The 26753-nt window shown below is 67.3% G+C and carries 28 protein-coding genes and 4 pseudogenes; 13 read left to right on the forward strand and 19 right to left on the reverse strand.

Annotated features, from left to right (window positions below):
- Positions 1-327: 327 nt before the first annotated feature.
- Positions 328-573, reverse strand: a pseudogene (locus ACFVV1_RS22665) (LysR family transcriptional regulator); the annotation flags it as partial.
- Between the two features lie 731 nt (positions 574-1304).
- Positions 1305-1811 carry a pyridoxamine 5'-phosphate oxidase family protein gene (locus ACFVV1_RS22670; RefSeq protein ID WP_389991968.1) on the reverse strand — a complete coding sequence of 169 codons (507 nt, stop codon included), beginning with the start codon at positions 1809-1811 and terminating at the stop codon, positions 1305-1307.
- Between the two features lie 238 nt (positions 1812-2049).
- On the opposite strand from ACFVV1_RS22670, the gene ACFVV1_RS22675 reads away from it, so the two are divergent.
- Both ACFVV1_RS22675 and ACFVV1_RS22680 read left to right on the forward strand, forming a co-directional pair.
- Complete coding sequence (locus ACFVV1_RS22675) at positions 2050-2529, forward strand: hypothetical protein (RefSeq protein ID WP_389992128.1); 480 nt, start codon at positions 2050-2052, stop codon at positions 2527-2529.
- A 26-nt stretch (positions 2530-2555) separates the two neighbouring features.
- Positions 2556-3206 carry a vitamin K epoxide reductase family protein gene (locus tag ACFVV1_RS22680; protein WP_389991970.1) on the forward strand — a complete coding sequence of 217 codons (651 nt, stop codon included), beginning with the start codon at positions 2556-2558 and terminating at the stop codon, positions 3204-3206.
- Here the strand turns inward: ACFVV1_RS22680 and ACFVV1_RS22685 are convergent.
- Positions 3157-4494 carry a globin domain-containing protein gene (locus ACFVV1_RS22685; RefSeq protein ID WP_389991973.1) on the reverse strand — a complete coding sequence of 446 codons (1338 nt, stop codon included), beginning with the start codon at positions 4492-4494 and terminating at the stop codon, positions 3157-3159. The two genes, ACFVV1_RS22680 and ACFVV1_RS22685, sit on opposite strands and share 50 nt — an antisense overlap.
- A 242-nt stretch (positions 4495-4736) precedes the next feature.
- Here ACFVV1_RS22685 and ACFVV1_RS22690 point away from each other — a divergent pair, with 242 nt between their 5' ends.
- Positions 4737-5483: a response regulator gene (locus ACFVV1_RS22690; protein WP_389991976.1), complete on the forward strand. Its 747-nt coding sequence runs from the start codon at positions 4737-4739 to the stop codon at positions 5481-5483.
- A 12-nt stretch (positions 5484-5495) separates the two neighbouring features.
- Here ACFVV1_RS22690 and ACFVV1_RS22695 read toward each other — a convergent pair whose 3' ends face one another.
- Positions 5496-7190: a GAF domain-containing protein gene (locus ACFVV1_RS22695; RefSeq protein WP_389991979.1), complete on the reverse strand. Its 1695-nt coding sequence runs from the start codon at positions 7188-7190 to the stop codon at positions 5496-5498.
- 653 nt (positions 7191-7843) lie between these two features.
- Between ACFVV1_RS22695 and ctaD the strand changes: the two genes are divergently transcribed.
- From ctaD to ACFVV1_RS22725, 6 genes and pseudogenes are all read left to right on the forward strand, one after another.
- Positions 7844-9496, forward strand: coding sequence for a cytochrome c oxidase subunit I (gene ctaD, locus ACFVV1_RS22700; RefSeq protein WP_389992130.1), 1653 nt, complete (start codon positions 7844-7846; stop codon positions 9494-9496).
- Positions 9497-9544: 48 nt separating this feature from the next.
- Positions 9545-9907 carry a hypothetical protein gene (locus tag ACFVV1_RS22705; protein ID WP_389991981.1) on the forward strand — a complete coding sequence of 121 codons (363 nt, stop codon included), beginning with the start codon at positions 9545-9547 and terminating at the stop codon, positions 9905-9907.
- A 223-nt stretch (positions 9908-10130) separates the two neighbouring features.
- A pseudogene (locus ACFVV1_RS22710) lies at positions 10131-10279 on the forward strand (LLM class flavin-dependent oxidoreductase); the annotation flags it as partial.
- A gap of 202 nt (positions 10280-10481) precedes the next feature.
- Positions 10482-10943: a 50S ribosomal protein L11 methyltransferase gene (locus ACFVV1_RS22715; protein WP_389991983.1), complete on the forward strand. Its 462-nt coding sequence runs from the start codon at positions 10482-10484 to the stop codon at positions 10941-10943.
- Positions 10944-11430: 487 nt separating this feature from the next.
- On the forward strand, positions 11431-12324 hold the full coding sequence (locus tag ACFVV1_RS22720; RefSeq protein ID WP_389991985.1) for a histone protein: 894 nt from the start codon (positions 11431-11433) through the stop codon (positions 12322-12324).
- 6 nt (positions 12325-12330) lie between these two features.
- Positions 12331-13278 carry an SRPBCC family protein gene (locus ACFVV1_RS22725; protein WP_389991988.1) on the forward strand — a complete coding sequence of 316 codons (948 nt, stop codon included), beginning with the start codon at positions 12331-12333 and terminating at the stop codon, positions 13276-13278.
- A 286-nt stretch (positions 13279-13564) separates the two neighbouring features.
- On the opposite strand, the gene ACFVV1_RS22730 is transcribed toward ACFVV1_RS22725, so the two are convergent.
- The 9 genes from ACFVV1_RS22730 to ACFVV1_RS22770 form a co-directional block, all read right to left on the reverse strand.
- On the reverse strand, positions 13565-13738 hold the full coding sequence (locus tag ACFVV1_RS22730; RefSeq protein WP_389991991.1) for a CsbD family protein: 174 nt from the start codon (positions 13736-13738) through the stop codon (positions 13565-13567).
- A gap of 16 nt (positions 13739-13754) precedes the next feature.
- Positions 13755-14162, reverse strand: coding sequence for a gas vesicle protein K (locus ACFVV1_RS22735; protein WP_389991995.1), 408 nt, complete (start codon positions 14160-14162; stop codon positions 13755-13757).
- The gene (locus ACFVV1_RS22740; RefSeq protein ID WP_389991998.1) at positions 14152-14400 is read right to left on the reverse strand and encodes a gas vesicle protein; all 249 of its coding nucleotides are present in this window, start codon (positions 14398-14400) and stop codon (positions 14152-14154) included. Before ACFVV1_RS22740 ends, ACFVV1_RS22735 begins: the two co-directional genes overlap by 11 nt.
- Positions 14397-15212 (reverse strand): GvpL/GvpF family gas vesicle protein, encoded by an 816-nt coding sequence (locus ACFVV1_RS22745; protein WP_389992001.1) that lies wholly within the window; start codon positions 15210-15212, stop codon positions 14397-14399. Before ACFVV1_RS22745 ends, ACFVV1_RS22740 begins: the two co-directional genes overlap by 4 nt.
- Complete coding sequence (locus ACFVV1_RS22750) at positions 15209-15655, reverse strand: gas vesicle protein (protein WP_389992003.1); 447 nt, start codon at positions 15653-15655, stop codon at positions 15209-15211. Before ACFVV1_RS22750 ends, ACFVV1_RS22745 begins: the two co-directional genes overlap by 4 nt.
- Positions 15656-15734: 79 nt before the next feature.
- Positions 15735-15986 (reverse strand): gas vesicle protein GvpG, encoded by a 252-nt coding sequence (locus ACFVV1_RS22755; RefSeq protein ID WP_389992005.1) that lies wholly within the window; start codon positions 15984-15986, stop codon positions 15735-15737.
- 9 nt (positions 15987-15995) lie between these two features.
- Complete coding sequence (locus tag ACFVV1_RS22760; RefSeq protein ID WP_389992007.1) at positions 15996-16709, reverse strand: GvpL/GvpF family gas vesicle protein; 714 nt, start codon at positions 16707-16709, stop codon at positions 15996-15998.
- Positions 16710-16712: 3 nt separating this feature from the next.
- Entirely contained in the window at positions 16713-17177 is a 465-nt protein-coding gene (locus ACFVV1_RS22765) for a gas vesicle structural protein GvpA (RefSeq protein ID WP_389992010.1), read from the reverse strand.
- A 90-nt stretch (positions 17178-17267) separates the two neighbouring features.
- Complete coding sequence (locus ACFVV1_RS22770; protein ID WP_389992013.1) at positions 17268-17660, reverse strand: gas vesicle protein; 393 nt, start codon at positions 17658-17660, stop codon at positions 17268-17270.
- Between the two features lie 511 nt (positions 17661-18171).
- On the opposite strand from ACFVV1_RS22770, the gene ACFVV1_RS22775 reads away from it, so the two are divergent.
- The gene (locus ACFVV1_RS22775) at positions 18172-18327 is read left to right on the forward strand and encodes a DUF6131 family protein (RefSeq protein ID WP_389992015.1); all 156 of its coding nucleotides are present in this window, start codon (positions 18172-18174) and stop codon (positions 18325-18327) included.
- Positions 18328-18445: 118 nt separating this feature from the next.
- Positions 18446-18979 carry a hypothetical protein gene (locus ACFVV1_RS22780; protein ID WP_389992018.1) on the forward strand — a complete coding sequence of 178 codons (534 nt, stop codon included), beginning with the start codon at positions 18446-18448 and terminating at the stop codon, positions 18977-18979.
- Here the strand turns inward: ACFVV1_RS22780 and ACFVV1_RS22785 are convergent.
- Positions 18911-19219 carry a hypothetical protein gene (locus ACFVV1_RS22785; RefSeq protein ID WP_389992021.1) on the reverse strand — a complete coding sequence of 103 codons (309 nt, stop codon included), beginning with the start codon at positions 19217-19219 and terminating at the stop codon, positions 18911-18913. The two genes, ACFVV1_RS22780 and ACFVV1_RS22785, sit on opposite strands and share 69 nt — an antisense overlap.
- 526 nt (positions 19220-19745) lie before the next feature.
- Between ACFVV1_RS22785 and ACFVV1_RS22790 the strand changes: the two genes are divergently transcribed.
- Positions 19746-19922, forward strand: coding sequence for a hypothetical protein (locus ACFVV1_RS22790; protein WP_389992024.1), 177 nt, complete (start codon positions 19746-19748; stop codon positions 19920-19922).
- A gap of 53 nt (positions 19923-19975) precedes the next feature.
- Here ACFVV1_RS22790 and ACFVV1_RS22795 read toward each other — a convergent pair.
- A pseudogene (locus ACFVV1_RS22795) lies at positions 19976-20323 on the reverse strand (hypothetical protein); the annotation flags it as partial.
- Here ACFVV1_RS22795 and ACFVV1_RS22800 point away from each other — a divergent pair.
- Positions 20264-20962 (forward strand): annotated as a pseudogene (locus tag ACFVV1_RS22800) (ATP-binding protein); the annotation flags it as partial. The pseudogenes ACFVV1_RS22795 and ACFVV1_RS22800 overlap by 60 nt on opposite strands.
- A 236-nt stretch (positions 20963-21198) precedes the next feature.
- Here the strand turns inward: ACFVV1_RS22800 and ACFVV1_RS22805 are convergent.
- The 4 genes from ACFVV1_RS22805 to ACFVV1_RS22820 form a co-directional block, all read right to left on the reverse strand.
- Positions 21199-22374, reverse strand: a complete 1176-nt coding sequence (locus ACFVV1_RS22805; protein ID WP_389992027.1) for a macrolide family glycosyltransferase — start codon at positions 22372-22374, stop codon at positions 21199-21201.
- 365 nt (positions 22375-22739) lie between these two features.
- The gene (locus ACFVV1_RS22810; protein ID WP_389992030.1) at positions 22740-25121 is read right to left on the reverse strand and encodes a phosphoketolase; all 2382 of its coding nucleotides are present in this window, start codon (positions 25119-25121) and stop codon (positions 22740-22742) included.
- A 113-nt stretch (positions 25122-25234) separates the two neighbouring features.
- Positions 25235-25399, reverse strand: a complete 165-nt coding sequence (locus ACFVV1_RS22815) for a hypothetical protein (protein ID WP_389992033.1) — start codon at positions 25397-25399, stop codon at positions 25235-25237.
- Between the two features lie 184 nt (positions 25400-25583).
- Positions 25584-26528: a polyphosphate kinase 2 family protein gene (locus tag ACFVV1_RS22820; RefSeq protein ID WP_389992035.1), complete on the reverse strand. Its 945-nt coding sequence runs from the start codon at positions 26526-26528 to the stop codon at positions 25584-25586.
- Positions 26529-26753: the final 225 nt, after the last annotated feature.

Consider the following 26753-nt stretch of genomic DNA (forward strand, 5'->3'; position numbering starts at 1 on the left):
GGCCGTGCAGCGGAGCTTCGGTTCGGGGGCGGTGGCGGCCACGACGATCGACGTAGCAGGCGATCTTGTCGGACTGCCGCTTCGAGGCGGCCGGGTGGAAGGCTGCATGCAAGATCACTGGCTACGTCTGACATGGAGTGTGGTGCCTCTATCCACCGACCCCTGAAGTCGGGCGTGCGATCCACTGCCGGGGAGCGGTGTGGCCCGGCGGCCGCCTGACGCGGCTTCCGGTTCGCGGCCTTCGCGGAGCAAGCCGGCTGACGTTGCCGGAGGCCGGGCGTCCTCTCGGCTCGTGGCCGGCGCTGGGTCACGCGTTGGTCCTGACCACTATGCCCATGCCGGTTTCCAGGTCTCGGCGTCGGGATGTTCGCACCGCCCGGAGGAGAGGTGGTCGCGGAGCGCAGCAAGTGCCGGGTGCAGGTTGTCGCGGTGGCACACCAGTGAGTGCGGGTGGACCGGGGTCGGATCGCGCACGGCGATGCGCCGCAAGCCGTGTCGGCGGGTCTGCTCGCCGACGTAGGTCGCCAGTGACCGGGAGTCGGCGATGGTGTCCAGCGGGTGCTCGGTGCCGAAGCGTCGAGATCCGGTGCCCGACGAGTGCCGGATTCCAAGAGGTCATCGATCGCGTCTGAGGCCGGAGCCTCAGATGGTTCCTGAGCCAGCGGCGGATCGAGGCCAGGGTGCCCGATCGTCCACGCGGCCGGTGCCCGCCCGGCATCGACCGCAAGGAACTGGAGGCCGGGCAACGATGTCGTCCTGGATCACGGGCTGTGGCGCCGCGACGAGCGTGCTGCCTGGCAGCAGGCCGCCCGCGACGCGGGCGGCCACCCCTCGTGCACTGTCCGGCGGATCCCCCCGAGGCCGACCACAGCCGGCCTCGGGGGCACGGCGCACCGTAGTTGGTGCCATCACTCAGAACCGGGGGGTCTAAATCACGTTGATGCCATCGAAATGCAACACCCACGAGCAACAGCATTGCCAAAGCCGTATCCGCAACAGTGCAGGCCAATGACAACACGGCGTCGTCCGCACACGGCCACCTCGGACACAAGCCGCACCGTGGGAACCCAGCTCGCCGAGGGCGGAGCGCAGATCCAGACCATCATGACGATCCTCGGTCACCGCAACGCCCAGGTGTCGGCCACCTACTCCCACAGGAGATGGCCCGGTGTCCATGACGTCCGTGGTCCCGCGCCCCGAGCCGCTCGACCGAACGTCACGGCCCGGTCCCGGCCGATACTCGTTCCAGCTCGCCCGGCGGCCTGCGCCCGTTGCGCGACCAAGAACGCTCTTTAAGTACAGTGTCAGACGGACAGCCGGATTCCGGTGACCAGATGTGGACGGATGCGTACCGCACAGTTCATCACCGGGCCCGACCAGGGCCGGAGCAGCCGCCGGTAGCGCGTCAGCGCGTCCGGATCGGCGACCGGGCGGCAGTACCCCGTGGCCACGACACTCCAGCCCAGATGGGTCAGCGGATCGATGTCGTCGGCCTGGTAGGCGACCACGACTCCCCGATCGCCATGGTCGCGGGCCTGGGCGAACAGATCCGAGTCCTGATGGGTCAGGATGACGATCTGACCGCGGTCCAGCAGATGGTTCACCGGTCGGATGGCGGGCAGCGCGCGCTGGGTGAAGACGATCCGCCCGAGCGACGCCCTGCCGAGCAGGCTCAGAGCCTGAGTATCTGTCAACTCGACCGTGCGGCGCGGCACGGTGGCCGCCGAACCCGAAAACGGTGCCGCCTCCGATGGTGTGGTCACAGCCGTGCGCACGGACGGCTGCGGCGATTGATGGCATGAGTGGCTCATGGGGCTGCCTCGTCTCCTGGTCTGCTCACCTGCCGCACGAGTACATCGTGTGGCGCCGTCCCCACGCCAGGGCCGAACGGCCTCAGGGCCGAACGGCCCTAGCGGCGTCGGACCTCCGATGGGTTCACTGCGGTACATCGCATGCTGCGAGCCGGTCAAGTATCGGCTTCTGGGCCGGGCCGTGGCGTGGCATGCGGGAGCGTTCGGACGGTGCGGGTGCGCGCAGGAGGAAAACGTGGTGATCGCAGTAGTCGGGCACAGAGACCTCGGCAACAGAACCCTGGAACTGGTGGAAGCTGAACTGAGAGCGTGGCTGGACCGCTTGGCAGTAGGTGCGACCGCCTTGGTGCGGGTCGGGGCGGGGCTGCCGCTGGTGTTCGGGCGGGCCGCCCGGGAGACCGGGCGGAAGCTGACAGTGCTGCTGCCGGTCCAGGGTGCTGTTCCCGCCGTGCTGCCCGAGCGGGACCGGTCGGCCGCAGGCGAACTGCTGGTCCTGGCCGAACACGTACGGCTGCTGGCTTTCGATCCGGCCGACCGCAACGCGTGTGTCAGCGCCGATGAACGTCTGGTGGAGGCGTGCCGGACCGTGCTCGCCGTGTGGGACGGATCGCCGTCGGACGGCCGGGACGCCACCGCACATCTGGTTGCCTTCGCGCGTGCGCGAGGAATCCGGGTGGAGGTCGTCTGGCCGGACGGTTCCGTACGGGGGCGGACATGAAACTGTCGGAGCGTGGAGCGGGGAGGGTGGCGGAAGGACCCGAGGCCGACGACCGGGCCTGCGCCAGTGCGTCCGGGAAGCGCTACGACCGGGAGTGCGCCGGGGCGAGGCGGGGGTTCGCGTGGCTGTTGGTTGTCACCGCCGCGCTCGGGCTGCTCGGCTCGTTCGTCATCACGATCGACAAGTTCGAACTGCTCGCCGACCCCGCTTTCGTGCCCGCCTGCTCGCTGAGCCCCGTGGTGTCCTGCACGAATGTGATGCGCAGCGAGCAGGCGTCGGTGTTCGGCTTTCCCAACCCGCTCATCGGGCTGGTCGCCTTCGGGGTGGTGATGGGGACCGGCGCGGGCCTGCTTGCAGGCGCACGCTATCGGCGCTGGTACTGGTTGGGGCTGAACCTCGGCACGCTGTTCGGCGTCGGCTTCTGCATGTGGCTGATGACGCAGGCGTTGTACGACATAGGCGCCCTCTGCCTGTGGTGCGTGCTCGTGTGGGTGGTCACCATCCTCATGTTCTGGCACACCACGGTGCACAATCTGCGTCATGGCGTCCTGCCCGCCCCACGCGCCCTGGTCGCGGCGGTGCTGGAGTTCCCCCTCGTGGTGCCGGTGACCTGGTGCCTGGCCATCGTCATGCTGATAGCAACCCGGTTCTGGTCGTACTGGCAGACGTTTCTGTGACCGCGACGATGCCGGTGGTCTCGTGATGGATGTGCGCGGCCGGTACTCCGGCGGCGACCAGCCGCGCGGAGACGGCCCGCGCCGGCCCGGTCGTGGAGCCCTCGGGGGCCAGGGCCAGAAAGGCGTGCTGCCGGGCGGCGCCCCCAGGATGCGGGGTCAGTATTCCGTTCAGGGCCCGCAGCCCGGCACCCGCGAAGCGAGCATCCGTCGCATCAGCCGCGATGACGGTCAGCCAGGGGCGTCCGCGCCGGAACGCCTCCAGATACGCCGCGTCGTACATCTCTTCGGCCGCCGCCCTCTCCTCCGGCGCGGCGAGACCCAGCAGCAGCCGTACCCGGTGCGCACGGGACCGGTCGGCGTCGATCCGCTGGAGCAACGCCTTCATCGGAGCCCAGCCCGTACCGGAGCCGATCAGCAGAATGTCTGCGGACGGAATGTGATCGGGCAGCGTCAACGCGCCGCGTGGGGCGCTGAGACGGACGGCGCCGCCCTCCCGCGTACCGTGCACCAGCGCATCGCTCACCCCGCCGGCGCCCCGGGCCCGTACATGGAACTCCAGCTCACCGTCCGGATGCGGCGCGCGGGCCAGATAGTAGGGACGCCACGCCTGTTCCAGCAGCGGCGACTCCAAGGACGCGTACTGCCCGGCCTCGAAGGCGTAGGGCTGATGGGGCCGTACCCGCAGCACCGCGAGTTCGGGCGTGCGGCGTTCGTGCGAGGTCACTGTCGCCTCCCAGCTGGGCGGTTCGGCGATCGCCTCGTCCGCGCCCCTGACCATCGCCGAAACAGCCAGCCGCAGCATCCGCAGCCAGGCGTACTCCAGCGCACTGGTCCACCGGGCGCCCGCGCGCATGCGCAGCGCCTCGATCAGTGCCGCCTCGAAGGCTTCGAAATGCGCGGGGCGCACACCGAGCTTGCGATGGTCGCGCCCCAACTGCCCGAAGACGTCGATCATCTCGTCGGTACGGTGCAGATTGCCGATCAGATAGCGGAAGATCCCTACGAGATGGACCTGTTGGAACGCCATCGACTCGGGGAACAACGACCGTAGATACGGATGCCGCTCGAACAGAAGCCGGTACAGCGCGGCGATCAGCTCCTCCAGCGGGCTCACCAGTGGTAGGGAGTCGCTGATCAGCAGCTGGTCGGCCGTTCCGTCGTACGCCTGTGGGGCCTTGGCGCTCCACGGTTCGGGACGACTGCCGGACGGGGCCAGGATGCGTCGTCGCAGCCGCATCGCGTCATGCCGTGCGAGCAGTGCGTGGTAGTCCTCGCTCGGGGTGTTCATGGGCCGGTGACTCCTCGGTGCAGCGCAGTGGGGTGGCCGGGAAAGGGAGATGTCCGTGGCGCCCGGACGATCTGGGCGGGCGCCAGTATGGCACCGCGTCCAGCCCGCTGACCGGCCCCGGTCACAGGGCCTTTCGGCCCTGTTCACACACCGTTTGCCATGCGGTGGCACCCCGGCGCGAACAGGCACGCGGACGGGCACATACTGGTTCCGGCCCTCTCCCCGAACCGATCGAGCATGATGTGAACGAGTCCGCGAAGTCCCCACTGAGCACGACCCCGTCGCAGTCCGCGGCCCCCGTACGCGTCTTCATCCTCGACGACCACGAGGTCGTACGGCGCGGCGTACGCGATTTGCTGGAAGCCGAGGACGGCATCGAGGTCGTCGGCGAGGCGTCCGACGCCCGGGAGGCGCTGGCCCGCGTACCGGCCAGCAGACCGCAGGTCGCCGTACTGGACGTACGCCTCGGCGACGACCAAGGTGGTGACCACGCCGGTATCGAGGTATGCCGGGAACTGCGTGCCCTGATGCCCGAACTCGCCTGCCTGATGCTGACGTCGTTCGATGATGACGAGGCGCTGTTCGACGCCATCATGGCGGGCGCTGCGGGGTACGTGCTGAAGCAGATCAACGGAGCCGATCTGGTCGCCGCCGTACGGACGGTCGCGGCAGGCACCTCGATGCTCGATCCACGGACGACCGCCCGAGTGATGGCACGGCTGCGGGGCCCCCAGCGAACCCCTGCCGAGGCGTCGGAGGCGTCGGAACTGGACGGACTCACGCCCAGGGAAAGGCAGATCCTGGATCTCATCGGCGAGGGCCTTACCAACCGTGAGATCGGGGAACGTCTCTTCCTGGCCGAGAAGACCGTCAAGAACCGCATCTCCTCGATCCTCGCCAAACTGGGCGTGGGCCGCCGAATCCAGGCCGCGATGCTCGTCGGCCGGATCAAGGACCGCCAGAAGTGGCCCCCGGTCCCGAGAAGCTGACCGGCACTCAGGTCAGTCGTGGAGCGGCACGCGCCAGATGATCCGGGTGCCGCCGTCCGCCGGCCGTTCGATGGCCAGTGTGCCGCCGCACAACTCTGCTCGCGTACGCATATTGGCCAGCCCTCCGATGCGCCCGGTCGCCGGTTCGTCGGCATCGACCGCTGCCCCTGTCCCGGGCGCGGTCGTGACACCGTCCCGGATTCCGATGCCGTTGTCGGTGACGGTCAGGGTCACCGCCTCGTCGGCCGACAGCACGATGCCGATACGAGTGGCACGGGCATGGCGAGAGGCATTGGACACCGCCTCGGCGGCGACCGCCACCACGTGTTCGGCCAGTTCGTCCGGCACCGTGGTGTCCACCGGCCCGTCGATCCGCACAGAGGGCCGGAAACCAAGGGCGTGTGCCGCCGTGCGAGCGGTCTCCGTCATCCGGTGCCGCAGCCCGCCGCGGCCCGAACCGTCGGCTGTCCGCAGATCGAAGATGGTGGACCGGATGATCCGGATCGTGGTGTCCAGATCATCCACCGCCCGGCTGACCCGCTCGGCCGCGTCCGGCCGGTCCGCGATGGAACGCGTGGTGCTCTGGAGAGTCATTCCGGTCGCGAAGAGACGCTGGATCGCCAGATCGTGCAGATCGCGGGCGATCCGGTCCCGGTCGTGCATGACGGCGAGTTCCTCGGACTCGTCCCGCCTACGGGCCAGTTCCAGGGCGATGGCCGCCTGGTCGGCGAAGCCCGAGACGAGCGCGACCTCGGTGTCGTCGAACGGCGGGCGGTCCACCGGCCGCCCCAGGCGCAGTGCGCCCCTTGCCCCCGTGTCGACTCGCAAAGGCACCGTCACCACCGGACCCAGACCGTCCTCGGCACCGGCGCCGAACGGGTGGGCCCGGGGATCGGTACGGACATCGGCGCAGTGCACCGGTGTCCCGGTACGGGCGGCGAGTCCGGCCAGTGATCCCCGCGCGGGTACGGACAGCCCCGTTACGCGTTCGGAGTCCCGGCCGTGGGCGACGGCAACGGTGAGACGTTCCTCAGCCCCGGACGTCTCCGAAGCTCCGGAGAGGGGCACGGGGGGCGTCGGCAGCAGAATCGCGGCCCGGTCGGCCCCCGCCACCTCCATCGCCCGCTCGGCGATCAGATGCAGCACCTCGTCGGCGTCCGTCCCCGAGAGCAGGGTGCGAGTGATCTCGCCCAGTGCTTCCAGACGCCGCTCCCGGCGACGGCTCTCGTCGTACATGCGGGCGTTGTCGATGGCGACCCCGGCCGCGATCGACAAGGTGGTCAGCACCGCCTCGTCGTCGGCGTCGAAGCTCACCCCGCCGCGCTTCTCGGTGAGGTAGAGGTTGCCGAACACCTCGTCGCGAACCCGCACCGGCACCCCGAGGAAGGTGCGCATCGGGGGATGATGGGGCGGAAATCCGAAGCTGCGCGGATGGCTGCTCAGATCGGTGAGCCGCAGCGGTTCCGGGTGACGGATCAGCTCACCGAGGATTCCGCGCCCGCACGGCGTCTGGCCGATCACGGCGGCGAGCTGCTCCGATATGCCGACCGGCAGGAACTCCAGCAGCTTCTGCCCGTCCCCGACAATGCCGAGCGCTCCGTACTCCGCGTCGGTCAGGGTCACCGCGGCCTCCACGATCCCGCGGAGCACCTCGGGCAGTTCCAGGCCCCGCCCCAGACTCATCACGGCATCCAGCAGACTGCGCATCCTGTCCGGCCGACTGGGCTCGGGCCAGGTCGCCGGACCGGGGCAGGGGGCTCCGGGCGAATCGGGGGCGGGGGAGGCGGAGCCGGGAGAAGGGACTCCGAAAGGGGAGTCGGGCGCGGTAGGTGCTGTCTCTGTCATCGGGGCGCCGCTCTCTGGGTCCGTGTGCCGTATGCCGGGAAATTGCTCACCGGATCACCGCAGGGCTGGGACCGGTCCACGGACGATCAGCCTACGGCAGCCACGGGGCCGAGGGTCCGGCGGTGCACTGCCGCCTCCGGGACCGGCTCGGATGAGGCCGGTCGGCTGCCTGACGCATCGGCAGCAGGGCCGGTCGGCCCCGTGGAAGGTACCTGTCGGTCCCTGGAGGGCTTCGTGGGGCACGGCCAGCATGGTGCGGCCGGGAAGGTCCGGTCCGTCCCCTCGTGATCCGCCGGACCTTTCCGACCGCTCCCCGCCGCCCCGCGCGGCCGGGGAGCGCTCGAAGAACCGCAACAGCTGGAGGACACGGTCCGGTGGACGCAATGGAATCGCAGGGCAATCAGGCCGCTCCCTCACAGGGGCCCATGCCCCCCGACCCCGGAGCCGCCATCGCCGACGCGCACTCCACCAGGAACGGACGCCGGGCCACCCGGGCCGACACGAAAGAGCCGGCGATGCAACCCGGCACCGATCTGCCGGGCCGTTCGTCTCGCGGGCGGATCGTCGTCTCGTGGCTGACGACGACCGACCACAAGCAGATCGGCACGCTCTATCTCGTCACCGCGTTCGTCTTCTTCCTGATCGGCGGCGCGATGGCACTCGTGATGCGCGCCGAACTCGCCCGTCCCGGGACGCAGATCGTTTCCAACGAGCAGTTCAATCAGGCATTCACCATGCATGGGTCGGTGATGCTGCTGCTGTTCGCGATGCCGTTGTTCACAGGATTCGCCAATTGGCTCATGCCGCTTCAGATAGGCGCACCCGATGTGGCTTTCCCGCGGCTGAACATGCTGGCGTACTGGTTGTTCCTCTTCGGTTCACTGATCGCCGCCGCGGGGTTCCTCACTCCTCAGGGCGCCGCCGACTTCGGATGGTTCGCCTATGCCCCGTTGTCCGACGCCACGCATTCACCGGGCGTCGGCGCCGACATGTGGATCATGGGCGTGGCGCTTTCCGGATTCGGTTCCATTCTCGGAGCGGTGAACTTCATCACCACCATCATCTGCATGCGTGCCCCAGGAATGACCATGTTCCGGATGTCGATCTTCACCTGGAACGTACTGCTGACCGCCGTACTCATCCTCCTGGTCTTCCCGGTCCTGGCCGCGGCGCTCTTCGCGCTGGAGATGGACCGGAAGTTCGGCTCACACATCTTCGATCCCGCCAACGGAGGCACGCTTCTGTGGCAGCACCTCTTCTGGTTCTTCGGCCACCCCGAGGTCTATGTACTGGCTCTGCCGTTCTTCGGCATCGTTTCCGAAATCATTCCGGTCTTCTCCCGGAAGCCGATGTTCGGCTATATCGGTCTCGTCGCCGCGACGATCGCCATCGCCGGACTGTCCGTCACCGTCTGGGCCCACCACATGTATGTGACCGGTGGCGTACTGCTGCCCTTCTTCGCCTTCATGACCTTCCTGATCGCCGTACCGACCGGAGTGAAGTTCTTCAACTGGATCGGCACGATGTGGAAGGGGTCGCTGTCCTTCGAGACGCCGATGCTGTGGACCACCGGATTTCTGATCACCTTCGTCTTCGGCGGACTGACCGGAGTGATCCTGGCCTCACCACCACTGGACTTCCATGTCTCCGACTCGTACTTCGTTGTCGCCCACTTCCACTACACGCTCTTCGGCACGGTCGTGTACGCGATGTTCGCCGGATTCCATTTCTGGTGGCCGAAGTTCACCGGCAGGATGCTCGACGAACGCCTGGGCGAGATCACGTTCTGGGTGCTGACGGTCGGCTTCCACCTCACGTTCCTCGTGCAGCACTGGCTTGGAGCCGAGGGAATGCCGCGCCGGTACGCGGACTATCTCGCCGCTGACGGTTTCACCGCTCTCAATACCCTTTCCACCATCGGCTCGTTCCTCCTCGGGCTGTCGTTCCTGCCCTTCTTCTACAACGTCTGGAAGACCAGCCAGTACGGCAGGAAGGTCACCGTCGACGATCCCTGGGGTTATGGCCGCTCCCTGGAATGGGCCACGTCCTGTCCGCCGCCCCGGCACAACTTCACTTCCCTGCCCCGTATCCGCAGCGAGTCCCCGGCCTTCGATCTGCACCATCCGGAGATCGCCGCACTCGAACTCGAACCCGCTGTACCGCACTGACCCTTCCATCTCCCCCCGCAAGCCCCGCCCTCAGGAGAGTGCTGCCCGATGTCCCACGGTGTTCTGGCGGTCGGTGTCGTCGTGCTCTTCGCATCCGGCAACGTCTGGTACCTGCCTGCCTATATCGATCTGCGGGCGGGCCAGGACCGGCCGCGCTCCCGGCGGCTGGCCGCGGCCGCTGTGCTGACCGGGTGGGGATCGGCGGCCCTCACGATGCTTCTGCTGCTCATGCCGGTCGATCCGAGCATGGTCGCGCTGCTGACGGTCGCCGGCACCACCGCCGTGGTGTCCCTGTCCGTCCAGGCGTGGCTGCGACGGGGCCTGGAGCAGCGGGAGGAGGAGGCTCGTTGGTCCGCGCTCTTTCCGGTACGGACCGCCGGCCAGGTCGGGACCACCGAGGACGAGCAATGAGCCGCCCCTCGTGTACCGGAACGCCTCATCGGCTTCGATGAGATGGACTGGCGACCGACGCGAGGTGTGTGTGGGCAACGCTGAGGCTGTCCACCCGCGAAGAACTCCAGCGGGAACAGCACCTCACGGTACTCGGCCAACCGCCTGGACCCTTCGCTCCTCGGGTCCCTGGTGGAACGGCGCCCCCGTCACAGCCCTGCCGAGGGCATCGGCTCGACAGAGCCTCGGCGTCACCGCAGAGGCCACGTCGCGGATCCCGTGGATGACGTACGTGACGTGCGCCAGCATGCGATACCACCCGGCCGTGGTCGCCCAGAAGGCATCGATGATGCAGCTGCTCTCCCAGTGAGGTTCCGGCTCGGCCTCGGCTCCAGGAGACCCTCGATGACGACGCCGAGGATTCCATTCCGCGCGGTGACGGCGTCGAACTTCAAGCAGTACGTCCCTACGCCGCGACGGGCGTCATGGTGATCACGTTCGTCCAGGTCGGTGGTGACCATCAGCAGACCTTCCTCGACTGGGCGGAAGACTCTGCCGGCCGCCCTGAGTGATCTCTCAGAGACGGACGAGACAGGTGAAGTTCCTCAAGCCTCCGGGTGTCTACGCGCCGCAGGAAGACACAGCCATGCTGGTATCCGCTCTGCGGCTCGAACATCTGTCACCGGGAGCCGAGGTGCTCGACGTGGGGACCGGTACCGGCGCAGTGGCGATCGCCGCCGCCCGCTATGGGGCTGCCCGTGCGACCGCCATCGACACGTCGGCCGCGGCGGTGCTCCCCACTCGATTGAACGCACTGCTGTCCGGGCACGCGGGGGTCATCCGGGTCAGTCGCGGCGACCTGACAGAAGAGCGCCCAGCGGGGTCGGCCCAGAGGCGTACGCCGCGTGGCCCACCGCCCTCCTCGGCATTGACCTCCATAGGCCTTGCGTTGGCTCCCAGCTTCGCGTTCCGCCTCGTCCACATCAACGTTCGCGAGGTCTATCCGAAGATGCCCCTGGCGTCCTCCGGCCCCGATCGGAGGACGCCAGGGGCATAGCCGTAGTCCCAGCCGAATGCTACGTATACACCATTATTGCCGATAAGTTCCACGAAATCCGGATCGCTCGCAACGACGATTCCGCATCGAGCGGCCAGGCGGAGCACTTCTCCAGGGCTTCGGAGTCGGAGGGCTCTTTGCGACGCTCAAGCGATGTCCCGTTGCGGGTCCCGGCGCAGGGGCAAGGCGGCAGTTCTGCGGCGTCTCACCCCAGCCACGACGGAGCGGCGGCTGTGACCCATATGGCGGGCTGCACAGACAGCAAACCCCCGTGGCTCTACGGCACGTGCCGTGCGCCGTCCACGCAGTCCGTCACACAGCCGGTCAGGCTCCTTTGCGCCGTGCCCAAAGGGGCCTGTTGGCCCGCTCGGGATGCGTAGACCAGGACACCGATCACTCTGGAGATATGGCAAGAGCAATGCCGGTGAGTGGCGGCCTCCTGCGCAGACGCCGATCGGCTGCATACCGATGAAAAGGTGACGTACACATGAATAGCGGAAACAAGATCTTGCTTGCCGCCGCTTTGGCCGGCGGCTATGTGCTGGGCCGCACGAAGAAAGGCCGGTTCGCGCTCACAGTGGCGTCCTATATCGCCGGACGTCAATTCGGACTTGAACCGCGACAGCTCGTGACTCAAGGGATGCGCAAGCTCGGGGAGATCCCCCAGGTTGCGGAACTGGGTGAGCAGCTGCGCGGGGAGGTCATGGATGCCGGCCGGGAGGCCGTCACTACTTCTTTCAACCGTCGGATGACGACGCTCGCCGATTCGCTCCGTGAGCGAACACTCCAGCTCGAGAGCGGTGGGGAAGAACCGGAAGAGGAGGACGAAGAGGAAGAGGAGGAGAGCGAGGACGAGTACGCGCGCGACGAGGGCGCGGGGCCGGAAGAGGAATACGAGGGGGAAGAGGAGCACGAAGAGGAGTACGAGGAGGAAGAAGGCGAGGAAGCGGAGCCGGAGGAAGAGCCTGAAGAGCGGCCCCGCCGTCGCGCTCCCCGAGCTGCTGAGGAGCCTGCGCCAAGAAAGCGTGAGTCGGTCAAGCCGGCCGCTGGCCGACGTGAAGCGGCCAAGCGGGAAGCCCCCGCGAAGAGAGGTGGGCAAAAGCCGGCAGCAACGAAGGCCACCAGGAAGAAGGCGGCCTCCGGCAGGACCGCTGCGAAGAAAACAGCGCCCGCCAAGAAACCCGCAGCCAAGAAGTCGGCGCCTGCCAAGAAGACCTCCGCGAAGAAGACGGCAGCAAAGAGAACCGCGAAGAGTAAGGCCGCAGCCAAGAAGGCCCCCGCGAAGAAGACTGCCGCAGGGAAGAAGACTGCTCCCGCTGCGAAGAAGACTGCCAGGAAAAGTACCAAGAAGGCATCATCACGCGTTGAGCGCCGGAGGTAACAGGTCATGTCGAAAACGGAACAGGACAACGCGAACTCGGGACTCGATCGACTTCGTGAAGAACTCGGGGACTATCTGAGGGCTCGGGTGGGGGATCTGGCAGAAAGGGCCGGAGACAAGCTGATCGACGTGACGGACCAGCTCACCGACGTCGGCGAGAACGGTGGATCACTCTCCCAGATCGGAGCCAACCTCCTCGGAGGCGACTCCCCCCTCAAGGCCGTGCTCTCCGGAACAGCGAAGAACGTCAAGGACAAGGTCGTAGGGAAGGCCCAGGAAGTCCTCGGCGGCGGAAAGGGGCGCAAGTCAGGAGACAAGAAGGTCACCAACATCATCGAGGTCATCGATGTCGGTGTGCCGTTGCGTACGGCCTACGACCACTGGACGCAGTACGAGAAGTTCAGCAGCTTCACCAAGGGCGTACGGGATGTTTCTCGGATCGGTGAGACGTCCAGCAATTGGAAGGCCAAGGTCGGTCCTTCGACCCGGGGCTGGAAAGCGACCGTTCAGGAGCAGGTACCGGACGAACGCATCGTCTGGACGTCCGAGGGGGCCAAAGGGTCGACTCGAGGTGCAGTCAGTTTTCATGAACTGGCGCCCGGATTGACCCGCATTGTTCTGGTCGTTGAATACTACGCTTCGGGGTTCTTTGAGAAGACCGGGAATCTGTGGCGCGCTCAGGGACGGCGACTTCGGCTGGACCTCAAACACTTCCAGCGCCATGTCACGTTCACCGATGAAGAGCCGGAGGGCTGGCGAGGCGAAATCCGCGACGGCGAGGTCGTACAGACCCACGAAGAGGCTCTCGAGGAAGAAGAAGCCGAGGACTACGACCGAGAGGATGCCGAGGACTACGACGTGGAGGACGAGGAGGAGGACGAGGGTGAGGACGAGGAGGATGGAGACTGGGAAGAGAGCGACGAAGAGCAGGAAGGCGACGAAGAAGAGGGGTGAGTTGAGGCCCCGTCAAGCCCCACGGTGGACGGCCGCATTCATGTCCTGGCGGAGCGGTGCAGCCACCTGGTGGACGAGCTTGTGAGGGGAGGTCGTGTCGTCACCGGCGGGTCGCAGGGGACGGTAGTAGCTGTCCCTGGAAATCCGGCACGCGGCGAAGGGGATCCGAAAGCGCAGCGATGTGTTCCCGAGCGCGGACGAGGCAGTGAGCGCACCGGACGCGGGCCCGCCGTTGCCCGGGGTGCGGCGGGTCTGCGTCGTGGCTGTCAATTCCTCGGCATGTCCTTCAGTGCCTGAAGGTGTCCTTGCTCTTCTCAATTACCTGCTTCACTTTTCCCTTCGCCTTCTGGGCCCTTCCCTTTCCTTCCAGGCTTTCATTGCCCACGGCCTTCCCGGCCGTTTCCTTTGTTTTCCCTTCTGCTATTTTTCCGATGTTCTTGGTCTTCTTTCCGATGCCCATGTCGTGCTCCCTGGGGTCATTCGGGTGGTGGCAGCAGAGTTCCGAGCGGTCCGAGATCCAAATTGAGGTCTTCCATGGAAAGGCCGTATCGGGCGCAGAGTTCAATCATACGACTGTGCAGAATCATCAGAGTTGCTCCCAGGCGCTCCTCCTGTTCCTCGGTGAGATCTCCTGCGTCGACCCGCTGCAGGGCTTGGCGTTCCATGAGCTGTCGCAGCAGCTCGACGAGGGTGAGGACGAGCTTGATCAGGTCCCGTTCCACTGTGTCCGGGTCTGTGGTGACCCGGTGAGCCGGCCTTCGCGCCCCCGTCCCGCCCCGGGGCGGGACGTCCTGTGGCACCGCGGGCAGCATGCGGAAGGCGCGGGCGGCGGCGTCGGCGACCTCGTCGAGGCGGTTGCCGGGAGGGCGGTCCTCACCTGCCATGGTCGTCTCCTACGGGTGCTGAGATGGCATTCCACGGGGAGGGATTCTGCTCGCTGATGGAGACGATCAGCGCGCGCAGCGATATGCGTACGAGGTCGATATCGGCTATCGAAAGCACGACGTCACCGGTGAGGACCACGCCTCCGCTCAGCAACCGGTCCAGCAGGTCGATCAGTGCGATCTGTCGTTCCGGCAGCGGCTCCTCCGATGTGGCCGGCAGGCTGCCCGCCGCCCTCATGGCGCGGCCCTCTTGAGTGGTTCGGCCTCGGCCGGGGTGGCGAAGGAGTACGGGGCCCACGGCCCGGTGACTTCGACGCGTACCCCGGGAAGTCCTTCGGCGGCCCGTATCACGTCGGCGCGGAAACCTTCGGCATGCTGCAGCGGCACAAGGTAGGCGTCGTTGACGACGTTCTCTCCCGGCCTGCGGGCGAGTTCGCCTTGCTGCGGCCGGTGCTGGACGCGATCAACCGCATGGGTGCGGGCGGCGGCCTCGACCCGCTCAGCTGCCCGTTCGGCGTCCCGATAGGCGTCTTCGCGGGCGTGTCGCTGTGCTCTGCGCCGGGTGAGGTAGGCCCGCCCGGGGCTCAGGTCCGTATCTGTGGGTCGGTCGGCAGGACTCTCGGTCGCCGCGGCCGCTTCGACATAGATCTTGACGCCCCACTCCACCTGCGCTGCGAGGTCGGTCAGTCGGCCGTCAAACGCCTCGTGGCGGGCACGGAGCATGAGTCGTACCCGCTCGTCGTCCAGGTATACCGTTGCCAGACGAAGTGGCAGGACGGTGGTGCGGGCGGCCAGCGCCTCAATCACACGGTGATGGGCGCGGGCGACCGACTCCAGCCAGTCCAAGTCCTCAAGATGGGCTCGCAGCGCGGCTTCCTGGAAGTCCCGCTCGGGTACCGGGCTCACGGCGACCACCACATCGTCGCCTTGTCCTGCACGCACCAGATGCACCGGCGTATCCGCTACTCCAGGGAGCCCGGAGAGAACCTCCTCCAGTGATCCGTCGGCGTCCCGTGCGACGGCGTACGCGTAGGCGATGGCCTCGGTCATGGCTCGTCCCGCCTCTCGCTGCGGGGGCTGGAATCTGCCCGTTTGGTGCGTGAGGTGCGGCGGGGAGCCGAAACACGGCTCTCCTCGTCCTCGGTCGGTGGCAGCTCACGGTCCTCGCGCAGCGCCGCGATCTCGGCATGCAGCCGCTTGTTCTCGTCGGCGAGTGACCGGTAGCCGTCATTGGCGCGGGAGGACAGTGCGGGGTCGTGCTCCCACCAGTCGATGCCCATTTCCTTCGCCTTGTCCACCGAGGCGACCAGCAGGCGCAGCTTGATGGTGAGCAGTTCGATGTCCAGGAGGTTGATCTGGATATCGCCTGCGATGACGATGCCTTTGTCCAGGACCCGCTCCAAGATGTCGGCGAGATTGGCCGAGGAGCCCTGGCCGTACGGAGCGGACCTGGACGGGAGGTCGCCCAGCCTCCTGGCGACGGGTTCGGTCACGGCCGCTGCACCTCGATTCCCTGGTATCCCGGCGCTTCAACGGGAACGCCGGGCAATACTGTTCCGCCGGCTGCCGCGATCAGGTATCGGCGCCCTGGACATGGGCCCTGATCTCGTCCAGCCGGTCCAGCAGTTCGTCCTCGCGCCGGTCGAATGTTTCCTCGTCGATGTCTCCCGCCACGAGCTGTCGCTCGAGTTCGGCGAGTTCCCGCTCGACGGGTTCTGGGTCGTAGTACTCGTTCTCCGCGGCCTCGACGACGCGCTCCATGACCCAGGCCACGCCGCGCACCGGCGCCAGCGGAAGGGTCGCGAGTTGAGTCAGCAGTCCCATGAGGGCTCCCTAGACGAAGCTGTAGGCGGGCAGCGGACCGAGCAGTCGCAGGTCGAAGTCCTCGCCCAGCTCCTTGGCGAGACCCTGCTCCTCGCTGAGGAAGCTCTTCTCGTTGTCCCGCTCCACGAGGAAGGACACACTCAGGAAGTCGTTCCCGGTCGCCTGCGACGAGCGTTCCTCCCGCGCGAATCCGCGCAGGGCATCGAGGACTCCGGCCGCGAGTTGATCCTGCCGCGCCTGCACTTCCTGGGAGACCAACTCCCCGAGGGCGAGTGGCAGTTCCGGGCTACTGCTGCCACTTCTGATCGCGTCGTTGAGCTCGCGCGCCTCAGCGGACTCCTGAAGGATCTGGCGCAGCATCGCATTCTCGTCCTGGGCGGCCTTCAGGTGGTATTCGACGCAGCCCTCCAACGCCCGCAACCGTTCGCTGAACTCATCCGCGCGGTCCTCCAGAACCGTACGGACAGCTTCGTCGTCCGTGGTGGTGAAGCCGAACTGCAGCGGCAGAACCGTGCCGTCGGCCATCAACTGCTCCTGGACAGCCTGGTGTGCGCCGAGATCCCGACGTTTGGGCCGTAGCTCCTTGGGGGCGTCGCTGACGACCGCGGACAGCTTTTCGGTGTGCACCGTGCGGAGGGTCGCAGGCGGGTCCCCCACCCCGTTGAGGCCGTCCAGGCGCTGCGGATGGGTGGTCAGGACGATGGAGTAGACGTATACGGCCATGACTCACTCCTCGCGGCGCCGGGCGGCAGGCCGACGTCTCGGCCGCTCCCGCCTCTCCTCGGGCTCCTTGCGCCTCTTTCCGGACTGCTCGGTGTCCTCGTCGTCCTGTCCTCCCTTGAGGGCATCGGTCAGCACTTCAGCGGCGCCGCTCAGGGCTCCCTTGGTTTTCCCGTGCGCTCCGCCCTCGGTCACCTCGCCGACCAGGTCGGTCAGCTGGGAAGGCGCCTTGCGGCCCTCCTCCAGGTCGAGGCGGTTACAGGCCTCTGCGAAGCGCAGGTAGGTGTCCACGCTCGCCACGACGATGCGGGCATCGATCTTGAGGATTTCGATACCCACCAGCGATACACGCACAAAGACATCAATAACCAGGCCGCGGTCCAGAATCAGGTCGACGATGTCGTAAAGGCTCCCGGACCCTCCTCCGCCGCCCCTGGAAATGGTTCCTCCGCCTTGCGGCACCACAGTCATGGTGCCTCCTTTCAGCGGCTCACGTCTGGCTGCCGGCGCGGCCTGCTCGTTCGTCCGGCGAACGGTGCTGCGGCGGTGCGATGCCGGGCCTCAGCCCCGGTCGATCTGCCCTCGGGTGTAGCGCCGGGTGCGTTCGTACGCCACCAGTTCGCCCTCCTCGTCCAGCATCACCCGGTAGCTGGCCATCACGCTGGTCGTGCCGGGGACACGTTCCAGCTCCAAGACTTCCACGTCCGCCTGCCAGCCGTCTTCCGTCGGTTTCAGCGCCGAGACGGATTCGGGAGCTCGCCCGAGAAGCTCCTGGAGCTGCTCAGCTGCGTACCGCATGGCCCGCGGGGCCGAGACCCGGCGGGACGCGCGCTCCGTTTCGCTCGTTCGGCTGCCGGCCCGTCCAGTGCTGGTTTTCCTGCTGGTCTTCTTGACGGGCTTCTTGCTGGACGGACGCCGGACACGCTCTGTCTCGTCCTCTTCGCCTACGGCCATGTTCCCTCTCCGGAATTCGGAGACGACATGCTGCCCGCGCCACATTCACAAGACGCCATTACATGATATACGGCCTGGGCTGACCGCATCTCGATCTACCTCGCACGGCTCCGTACAAGGCTGGGTGCAGTCTCGCAATCACGTACGAAAGTCCTGCTGGCTCAGTAACGCCCACCGCCCCGCGAGAAACGCTGCGACCGGTGAACGCGCTATACCCCGAGGAGGTAATTGTCCTTCGCTGGGCTGACCCTGGGTGCTGACGGCGAGCGCAGTGACGGTCAGTGCCGTGTGCGTATCGCTCGGGGTGGAACCCTGGTGCACTCTCGGTTCCGGCTCTTCCGACAGGCGGTCATTCCGGCAGGCGGTCATCGGGAGAGCCGGCCAGGCGTTCGGGAGAGCCGGCCACGTGAGGACCGTTTCCAAGTGGCCCGCCAATTTTATGAACAGTTGCTCTTGCGGCGCGCAGGGATCACAGTGAGAAGGGAAGTCCTATGCGAGATCGGAGCGCATTGTGATCGTTCTCGGGATTATTTTGCTTGTCGTCGGGTTCGTGACCAGTATCTCCATACTGTGGACGATCGGGATCGTTCTCGTGGTGCTCGGGGCTGTCCTGTGGGTCTTGGGATCGCTGGGGCACGCAGTCGCTGGTCGAAGGCACTACTGGTAGAGCGGTGGAGCCACTCGTCCGTCAGCCGGGGAGGCGGTAGAAGAAGGAAGAAGCCGGGGAAGACGGGCGGGAACAGCTCTGCCCGTTCTTTGTTTTTCGGCGATGCAAGCGAGGAATTATGTCGACTGGGACCCTCATAGCGATCATCGTGATCGTGTTGTTGCTGTGCGCACTGGTGGCGTGGACGGTCGTACGCCGACGTCACCTCAAAGAGCGGTTCGGCCCGGAGTACGAGCGGGCCGTGGAGGACAAAGAGAGCCGCCGGGCGGGCGAACGCGAGTTGCGTGAGCGCGAACAACGCCACGACGCACTGGAGATCACGCCACTGTCGGCGACGGAGCGGGACAAGTACGCCGAGGGCTGGAGCCGAGCGCAAGGGCGGTTTGTCGACCAGCCGGACGACGCGGTCCACGAAGCCGACCGGCTCGTGACCGCGCTCATGAGCGAGCGCGGCTACCCGACCAAGGGATTCGAACAACAGGTCAGCGACCTGTCGGTTGAACATGGCCGCACCCTGGAGCACTACCGCGTCGCCCACGACGTCGATGTCCGCAGCAGTAGGCATCAGGCCACCACGGAAGAACTACGGGGTGCGATGGTCCACTACCGCGCCTTGTTCGACGAGCTCCTGCACGATGGTCAGCAGCGGTGAGAGCGCCGGGGGCGGGGTGCCGGGGCGCCACGACTGCCCCGGGCCCCGGTCGGCCGGGGTCGGCACCCGCAGCAGCTTCGCGAGCCGGGGCACCTTGGTGAAGCGGCCGGTGTGGTAGCTGCCGGCGACAGCCCCGCCGCGCGAGCGGCATGGTGAACCGGGCTCGGCCGCGCACCGCGGGCAGGGGTGGCGCTCGATGTCGTCCGCCTCGGACGGCGAAGGCGGCTGAGGGTCCGTCATGACCCCGGATCTTCGCGCAATGCGGCAGAAGGGGGTGCGACCCGCTTTTGAGTGAGGCGGCGACTGTTGGCCTGGGAAGACGGCGGCGGCCTGTACGGCTCAGCATCGCCGACCCGTACAGGCCGCTGCTCAACCGCGGAGGAGCTGTTCTGGCCGCACGTCAGGGCCGGACACGTCCCGTCTGCCCATCGTGCTACGGCGCTGTCATCGGCCACGCGGCGAGTTACGCCTTTGCAGTCTCGATCCGTAGGTTCGTCCTATTCAGGAATGATCGCTACTGCGTCGATCTCCACGAGCGCGCCTGGGCGAGCGTGTCCTGCGGTGGAAACAACCGTGATGGCTGTGCGGTGATTGCCCCACGCTGATCGCGACGCCGCGTATCCCACCTGTGCGTCGGCCCCGTTGACGAGGCAGATGTTGAGTTTGGCGACATGCTCGGGACCGGTGCCCGCGGCAGCAAGCACAGTCAGCACGTTGCGCCCGCGGTCCCACTGCTCGCCGGCGCGGGCGACGCCGCACTCCGAGCGTGGGCCTTCCGCTGATCGCCTTGGCACTGGCTCTCGAAACGGGAGCGGGCCGCACCGCCGTCAAGCTCCTGTTCATCGCCTTGCTCTCGGCGGCTGCCGGACCCGTCACTTCCATGGCCGTCGGCCGTCGTGCCGCCCAGGAAGAGGGGCTCGTGGAGAAGGGGCCCCCGATGTGAACATCGGCCCCGGAGCTGCGGAAAGCCTGATCGTCGTGGCCCTGGTCCTGGTCGAGTTCGGCAGCCAAGGCGGCGTTGTAGCCCCCGGACCCGATCTCCGGGACGTTCTGGCCGTCGGAGAGCTCAGCTGCTTCGAGCATGTCTGCTTGCAGCCAGGGGGCGGAGACGGAGCTGGTGACACGACCGTTGTCGTCGTGGCGGGTGGTGACGATCGTGTCGGCGTAGGCCGCGTCGAGTGCCGCCTCGTGCGCACATGCGTGCCGGGGCACTCCGCCAGCTGTCCGGCCGCTCCCGCACCGTGGTGCGGGAGCGCGGTCTGCCATGCCCGAAAGAGAGCATCTGTGACCACTTGCGACACTCGCACTGCCACCGATACCCCCGGATCCGAGCAGCCCGGCCATGTAGGGGCGGCGTCGTATGACGCCAACGCGATCACTGTTCTGGACGGCCTGGACGCCGTGCGCAAGCGGCCCGGGATGTACATCGGCTCCACGGGCGAGCGGGGGCTCCATCACCTGGTGCAGGAGCTCGTGGACAACTCCGTGGACGAGGCACTCGCGGGGGTGGCCGACCGGATCGACGTGACGATCCTGGCCGACGGTGGCGTGCGGGTGGTCGACAACGGCCGCGGCATCCCGGTGGGGATGCACCCGGTGGAGAAGCGGCCGGCCGTCGAGGTGGTGCTGACCGTGCTGCACGCGGGCGGGAAGTTCGGGGGCGGCGGGTACGCGGTCTCCGGCGGTCTGCACGGTGTGGGTCTGTCGGTGGTCAACGCGCTGTCGACACGGCTGTCGGCGGAGATCTGGACCGACGGCTACCGGTGGACGCAGGACTACAGGGACGGTGCTCCCGCCGTCCCGCTGGCCCGACACGAGGCCACCCCCCGGACGGGCACCTCGCTGACGTTCTGGGCAGACGGCGACATCTTCGAGACCACCGAATACTCCTTCGAGACGCTGGCCAGGCGTTTCCAGGAGATGGCCTTCCTCAACCGCGGGCTCACCCTGACCCTGACCGATGAACGGCCCTCCGCGCGCTCCTTGACGATCACGGTGGGAACTTTGGTGTCGGGGCCGGCGCGATGACGACGTGTGGGGGGGATGGCGAGACCGATGGGGGCACGGCGTCATCGACGACGCTGCGAAGGTCCTGCCGGCAGAGGCACGCTCCACTACGTCCGAATGGACGCCTGCGACCGGGGCGAGGGGGAACGGGCGTGGGGTGGAGAACACCGGAGTGGTGCTGCACCACCCCACGCGCCGTGGTGAGTTGGAGATCAGCCCAGCATGTTCTCGATCAGGTCGGCAGCCCGCGAGGTGCCGCCCTCTGCTCGTGCTTCGGCTCGCAGCAGCGCCGAGCGCCGGGTGGTCTCCGCATCGGTGACCAGCTCGGCAAGCGCTGCCCGCAGGTTCGCTGCGGTGGCGTCCGGGGTGTCGATGCGGCGGGCCACCCCCAGTTCGACGAGCCTGTCGGCGTTGATGAACTGGTCGGCGGCCTGCGGGACGGCGATCATGGGAACACCGGTGAACAGCCCTTCACTGCTGCCGCCCATGCCCGCATGGGTGACGAACGCGTCGGACTGCTCCAGAACCGCCAACTGAGGCAACCACGAGTGCACTTCGACGTTGGCAGGGATGGTGCCCAGTTCACCGGGGTCGGTGTACTTCCCGATCTGGAGCACGACATGCCAGCCGGGCAGGTTCCCATAGGCCGCCAGGCACTGGCGGTAGAACTCCGGCCGGTGTGTGAACGCCGAGCCCAACGAGATCAGCAGCACGTTCTCGGCATCGGCCGGACGCGTCCAGCCGCCATCGGCCGCCCGTGTGCCGAAACAGGGGCCGACGAACGTCACCGTGTCGTCGTCGACCTGATCCGCGTGCGGCTGCATCGCTCGCGGGATCAGGGCCAGGGCGTGCGCGGGACGGCCCGAGAAGGTGTCCACATCGGTGGTGGACGCCCCGCAATCGGTGAGCCACTGTGCAAACTTCGCCCGGTACGCGTCGGCGCCCGGCAGCTCCCACACGTGCGCCGCGACGTCCTGGTCGTAGCCCGTCCAGGCGACGAACGTCGGTGACAACTGCATGACGGGACGGTCCTGTGCCTCGGCCAGGGCGCGCGCGGCGTACGCGCCGATGTCGTACAGGTAGAGGTCCGCGCTGTCGTGGTCGTATGCGGCGCGTAGCTGAGGGAGAGCTTGAACGGCGTCGTCGAGGAAGAGGTCCATCGCGGCGATGGGGTCGTCCGGCCAGTTGTTGTCGGCGACCGGCAGGACGGAGTCGTACGGGACGAATTCCGCGCCGGTGGCGGCGATCAGGTCGGCCACTGCCGGGTCATTGGCGTACGTCACCCGGTAATCGCGGGCTACCAGTTCGCGGATGATCTCAAGGCTCGGCAGGACGTGACTGACGGCGGGAATACCGACCATCGCGACGTGGGCACGGCGACGGGACATGGAAGATCACTCATTTCAGGTCTGCGGCGAAACGGACACGGCTGGCCGGTGCGCCACCGAACCGGACGGAATGCCTGGTGTCGGGGCGCACGGGTATGCAGCGCAGGAACGGGGTCCTGCCTGTCCGCGTCAGCCGTAGAACTGAAGGAAGTACATGCCCGGGACTCTAATCCGCCTCCGGGCTCTCGGCACAGCATTTTTGCGAGTACTGCGGGCCGGGTTGTTCCGTCAGCACCGAGGACATCGGCGCTTCGGGCCCCAGCATCTACCGGCATTTCCCCAGCAAGACCGATCTGTTGGTGTCCGCGGTGGTGCCGCGCTCATGTACGGCTGACTCGAACGGGGAGGGAAGCCGGTTCAAGGCGTCACGACGACCAGGCCCAGTTGGCGACCTCGGGCAGGTCGTCGCCGTGCTCGCGGATCCAGTCATGGTGGCGATTGCGGACGTCCGCCATGGCCTCCCGTGTCGCTGCGGCCCGGGCGCCGAGGTGGGGAACCCGGTCGATGACGTCCATGACCAGTCGGTAGCGGTCCAGGTCGTTGCGGACCACCATGTCGAACGGCGTGGTGGTGGTGCCCGACTCCTTGTAACCCCGTACGTGCAGGTGCGGGTGGACGGCCCGGCGGTAGGCGAGCCGGTGGATCAGCCACGGGTAGCCGTGATAGGCGAAGATCACCGGCCGGGACGTGGTGAAGACCGCGTCGAACTCGGCGTCGGGCATGCCGTGAGGATGCTCCGTGGCGGGCATCAGCCGGGTCAGGTCCACGACGTTGACCACACGGAACACCAGGTCCGGCAGGTGGCGCCGGAGCAGGTCGGCCGCGGCCAGCACCTCCTGGGTGGGGACGTCACCGGCACAGGCCAGAACGACGTCGGGTTCGCGATCACCGTTCTCGGTGCCGGCCCATTCCCAGATGCCGGCGCCGCGTGCGCAGTGGGCACGTGCCTGGTCGATGTCGAGCCAGTCGAAGGACGGCTGCTTGCCGGCGACGACGACGTTGACGTAGTCGCGACTGTGCAGCACGTGCTCGGCGACGGAGAGCAGCGTGTTCGCGTCCGGAGGAAGATAGACGCGGACCACCTCGGGGCTCTTGTTGAGAACGTGGTCGATGAATCCGGGGTCCTGGTGCGAGAAGCCGTTGTGGTCCTGGCGCCACACATGCGACGTGAGCAGGTAGTTCAACGAGGCGATCGGCGCACGCCAGGGCAACTGACGAGCTGTGTGCAGCCACTTGATGTGCTGGTTGACCATGGAATCGACGATGTGGACGAACGCCTCGTAGCACGAGAACAGGCCGTGGCGGCCGGTGAGCAGGTACCCCTCCAACCAGCCCTGGCAGGTGTGCTCGGAGAGGATTTCCATCACCCGGCCGTCCCGCGCCAGGTTCTCGTCGGTGGGCAGCGTCTGCTCCTGCCAGGCCTTGCCGGTGGCACCGTAGACGGCCTGAAGCCGGTTGGAGGCAGTCTCGTCGGGGCCGAACAGGCGGAAGTCCCGGCGCTGCGCGGTGTCCGACATGATGCGCTCCAGCAGCCCGCCCAGGACCCGGGTGGGTTCGTGCCGGACGGTCCCGGGCTTGTGGACGGGGACCGCGTGCTGCTCCAGCGGCGGTACCGGCAGGGTGCGCAGCAGTCGGCCACCGTTGGCATGGGAGGTGGCTCCGAGCCGGCGGTCACCCTCCGGTACACAGGCCAGTACCTGTTCGGTGGGACGTCCGGTGGGGTCGAAGAGTTCCTCGGGGCGGTAGGAACGCAGCCAGTCTTCCAGCTGCGAGAGGTGCTCCGGGTTGTCCCGTACGGCGGGGAGCGGGACCTGATGGGCGCGCCATGTGCCCTCCACCGGCAGGCCGTCGACCTCGACGGGTCCGGTCCAGCCCTTCGGTGTGCGCAACACGATCACCGGCCAGCGCGGGCGACTGCGCTCTCCGTCGTGGCGTGCGGCCTGCTGGATGGCGCGGATCTTGTCCACGGCGGTGTCCATGGCGGCGGCCATGGCACGGTGCACGGCTGCGGGGTCGTCGCCGGTGACGTGGAGTGGTTCGTGCCCCAGTCCGCGCATCAGCTGGTCGAGTTCGCCCTCGGGCAGCCGGGCAAGCACGGTGGGGTTGGCGATCTTGTAGCCGTTCAGATGCAGGATGGGGAGCACCGCCCCGTCATGGACGGGGTCGAGGAACTTGTTGCCGTGCCAGGAGGTGGCCAGCGGGCCGGTCTCCGCCTCACCGTCGCCGATCACACAGGCGACCAGCAGGGCCGGGTTGTCCAGCGCGGCCCCATAGGCGTGGGAGAGCGAGTAGCCCAGCTCGCCGCCCTCGTGAATGGAGCCGGGAGTCTGCGGCGCGACGTGGCTGGGCACGCCGCCGGGGAAGGAGAACTGTCGGAACAGCAGAGCCATGCCCTCGGCGTCCCGGGTGACGTCCGGATACGTCTGCGTGTAGGTGCCCTCCAGCCAGGAGTTGGCCAGCACCGCCGGACCACCGTGCCCGGGGCCCCAGATGCAGAGCACCTCCTGGGACCGGTTCTTGATGATCCGGTTGAGATGGGTGTAGACGAGATTCAGGCCGGGGGAAGTGCCCCAGTGGCCGAGCAGCCGAGGCTTGATCTGCTCGGCGCGCACAGGCTCTGCCAGCAACGGATTCGCCACGAGGTAGATCTGCCCGGCCGCGAGGTAGTTCGCTGCGCGCCAGTGGGCGTCGAGGGAGGCTGCCTCCTCGTCGGTGAGCGTGCGGGCCGAGTCCGAAGTAGTGGTCATGTCATGTCTCCATCTGTGCGGTGAAGAGGGTGAGTTCTCTGCTGGGCCCGTGACGTGGCGGCGTGGCCGGTTCTGGGCAACACGTATGCGCCGATACCGTCCGCGCGCCGCGTTCATCGGGGTGACCTTGTGCGGCGTGAGCGCCGGGCCGAGAGTTTGCCGAGTTCCTGGAGCACCAGCAGCCCGATGGCGGGGAGGAGTGCCCAGGCGAACTGCCGGAGATCGAGCTGGGCGGTTCCCGGCATCCGACGGAACGCGTCCATCTGGGTGACCAGCACCGCGAGCGCGAGCTCTCCCAGGGGGCCCAGTTCGTCTGCTTGCTGTCGAACGTGTCCGGCGTCAGTGCGGAGTGGGTCTCACTGCGGCACTTGAACGCCGCCACGATCAGGCACAGCGCGCACGAGGTGAACGCGATCGAGGAGCCGATGGCCGGGCTGCCGAAGTGCGACGTACCCGGTTCGATCAGGAGGAGACCGACGGTGATGGCCGGCCCGACGAGAGCGACGGTGACCACTCGTCCTCCAGTTGGCGCCTGACGTCGAGCAGTTCCTTTCGCTTCCTGGCACCGACCGTCGGGTACTGCGGAGCGATGTCGATCAGCGTGTGCACGAGCACGGCCCCCGCACACAAGCGCGCGAACCACTTCCGGTCCGCGGGTATCACGTACCACGGGGCCCAGCGTGTGCTGGTGGCCGAGAGCATCTCGGAGAACGCTCGCTGATAGTCGTCCCAGTACCGGCGCTCCCGGACGTCCGAGGCCGAGAACTTCCAGTTCTTCTCCGGCACGTCGATCCGCTTCAGGAAGCGCTTCCGCTGCTCTTCCTTCGACACGTTCAGGAAGATCTTCACCACCTTGAACCCGTTGTCGGACAAGTAGTGCTCCCAGTCGTTGATCTCCCGGAAGCGGCGGTCCCAGACACTCTCGGCCTTCGCCGACGGAGGCAGCCGCTGGCGATCAAGGTTCTCGGGGTGCACCCTCACCACGAGGACTTCCTCGTAATGGGAACGGTTGAAGATCCCGATCTCACCGCGGGCGGGCAAGCGGCGGGCGTACCGCCACAAGTAGTCGTGGCCGAGTTCCTCGGCGGACGGCACCTTGAAGCTGCTCACCTTGACGCCCTGCGGATTGACCCCGCTCATGACATGACGGATCGTTCCGTCCTTGCCACCGGCGTCCAGTGCCTGAAGGCAGACGAGCACACCGTACGTGTCCTGAGCGGCCAGCCGCGCCTGATGGTCGGCCAGCAGTGCGGTAGTGGCGCCGAGCAGCTCCACGCCGTGCTTCTTCGTCAGGGAACGGGCCTTGTAGCGGGCGTCGAAGTCCTTGGCAAGATCCACCCTGGAACCGGGCTCGACCCGTAACGGTTCGATGAATGCAGCTATGCGCTTCGCCGGCTTCTCATCCATCGTGGGCCAGCTCCTTGTCGCGTCGTACGAGCGCCTCGGGCACCGTGCCCGACAGCGTCGGCAACCCGGAACCCGCGGGACTGCGACCGCCGGCAGCGAAGGCAGCCGGCCGCCCCGTGCGTTCCAACGGTCCGGAGAGGCGGCGGCATCGGCGCCGGATGTCTGCCGAGTGGCCCGGGCGTCAGCATGGCCCCGGTTCAGCTTCGGTGTCAGCAGCGCCGACGA

Origin of the sequence: Streptomyces sp. NPDC058092, from assembly GCF_042884935.1 — a bacterium.
In the GTDB taxonomy this organism is placed as follows: Bacteria; Actinomycetota; Actinomycetes; order Streptomycetales; family Streptomycetaceae; genus Streptomyces.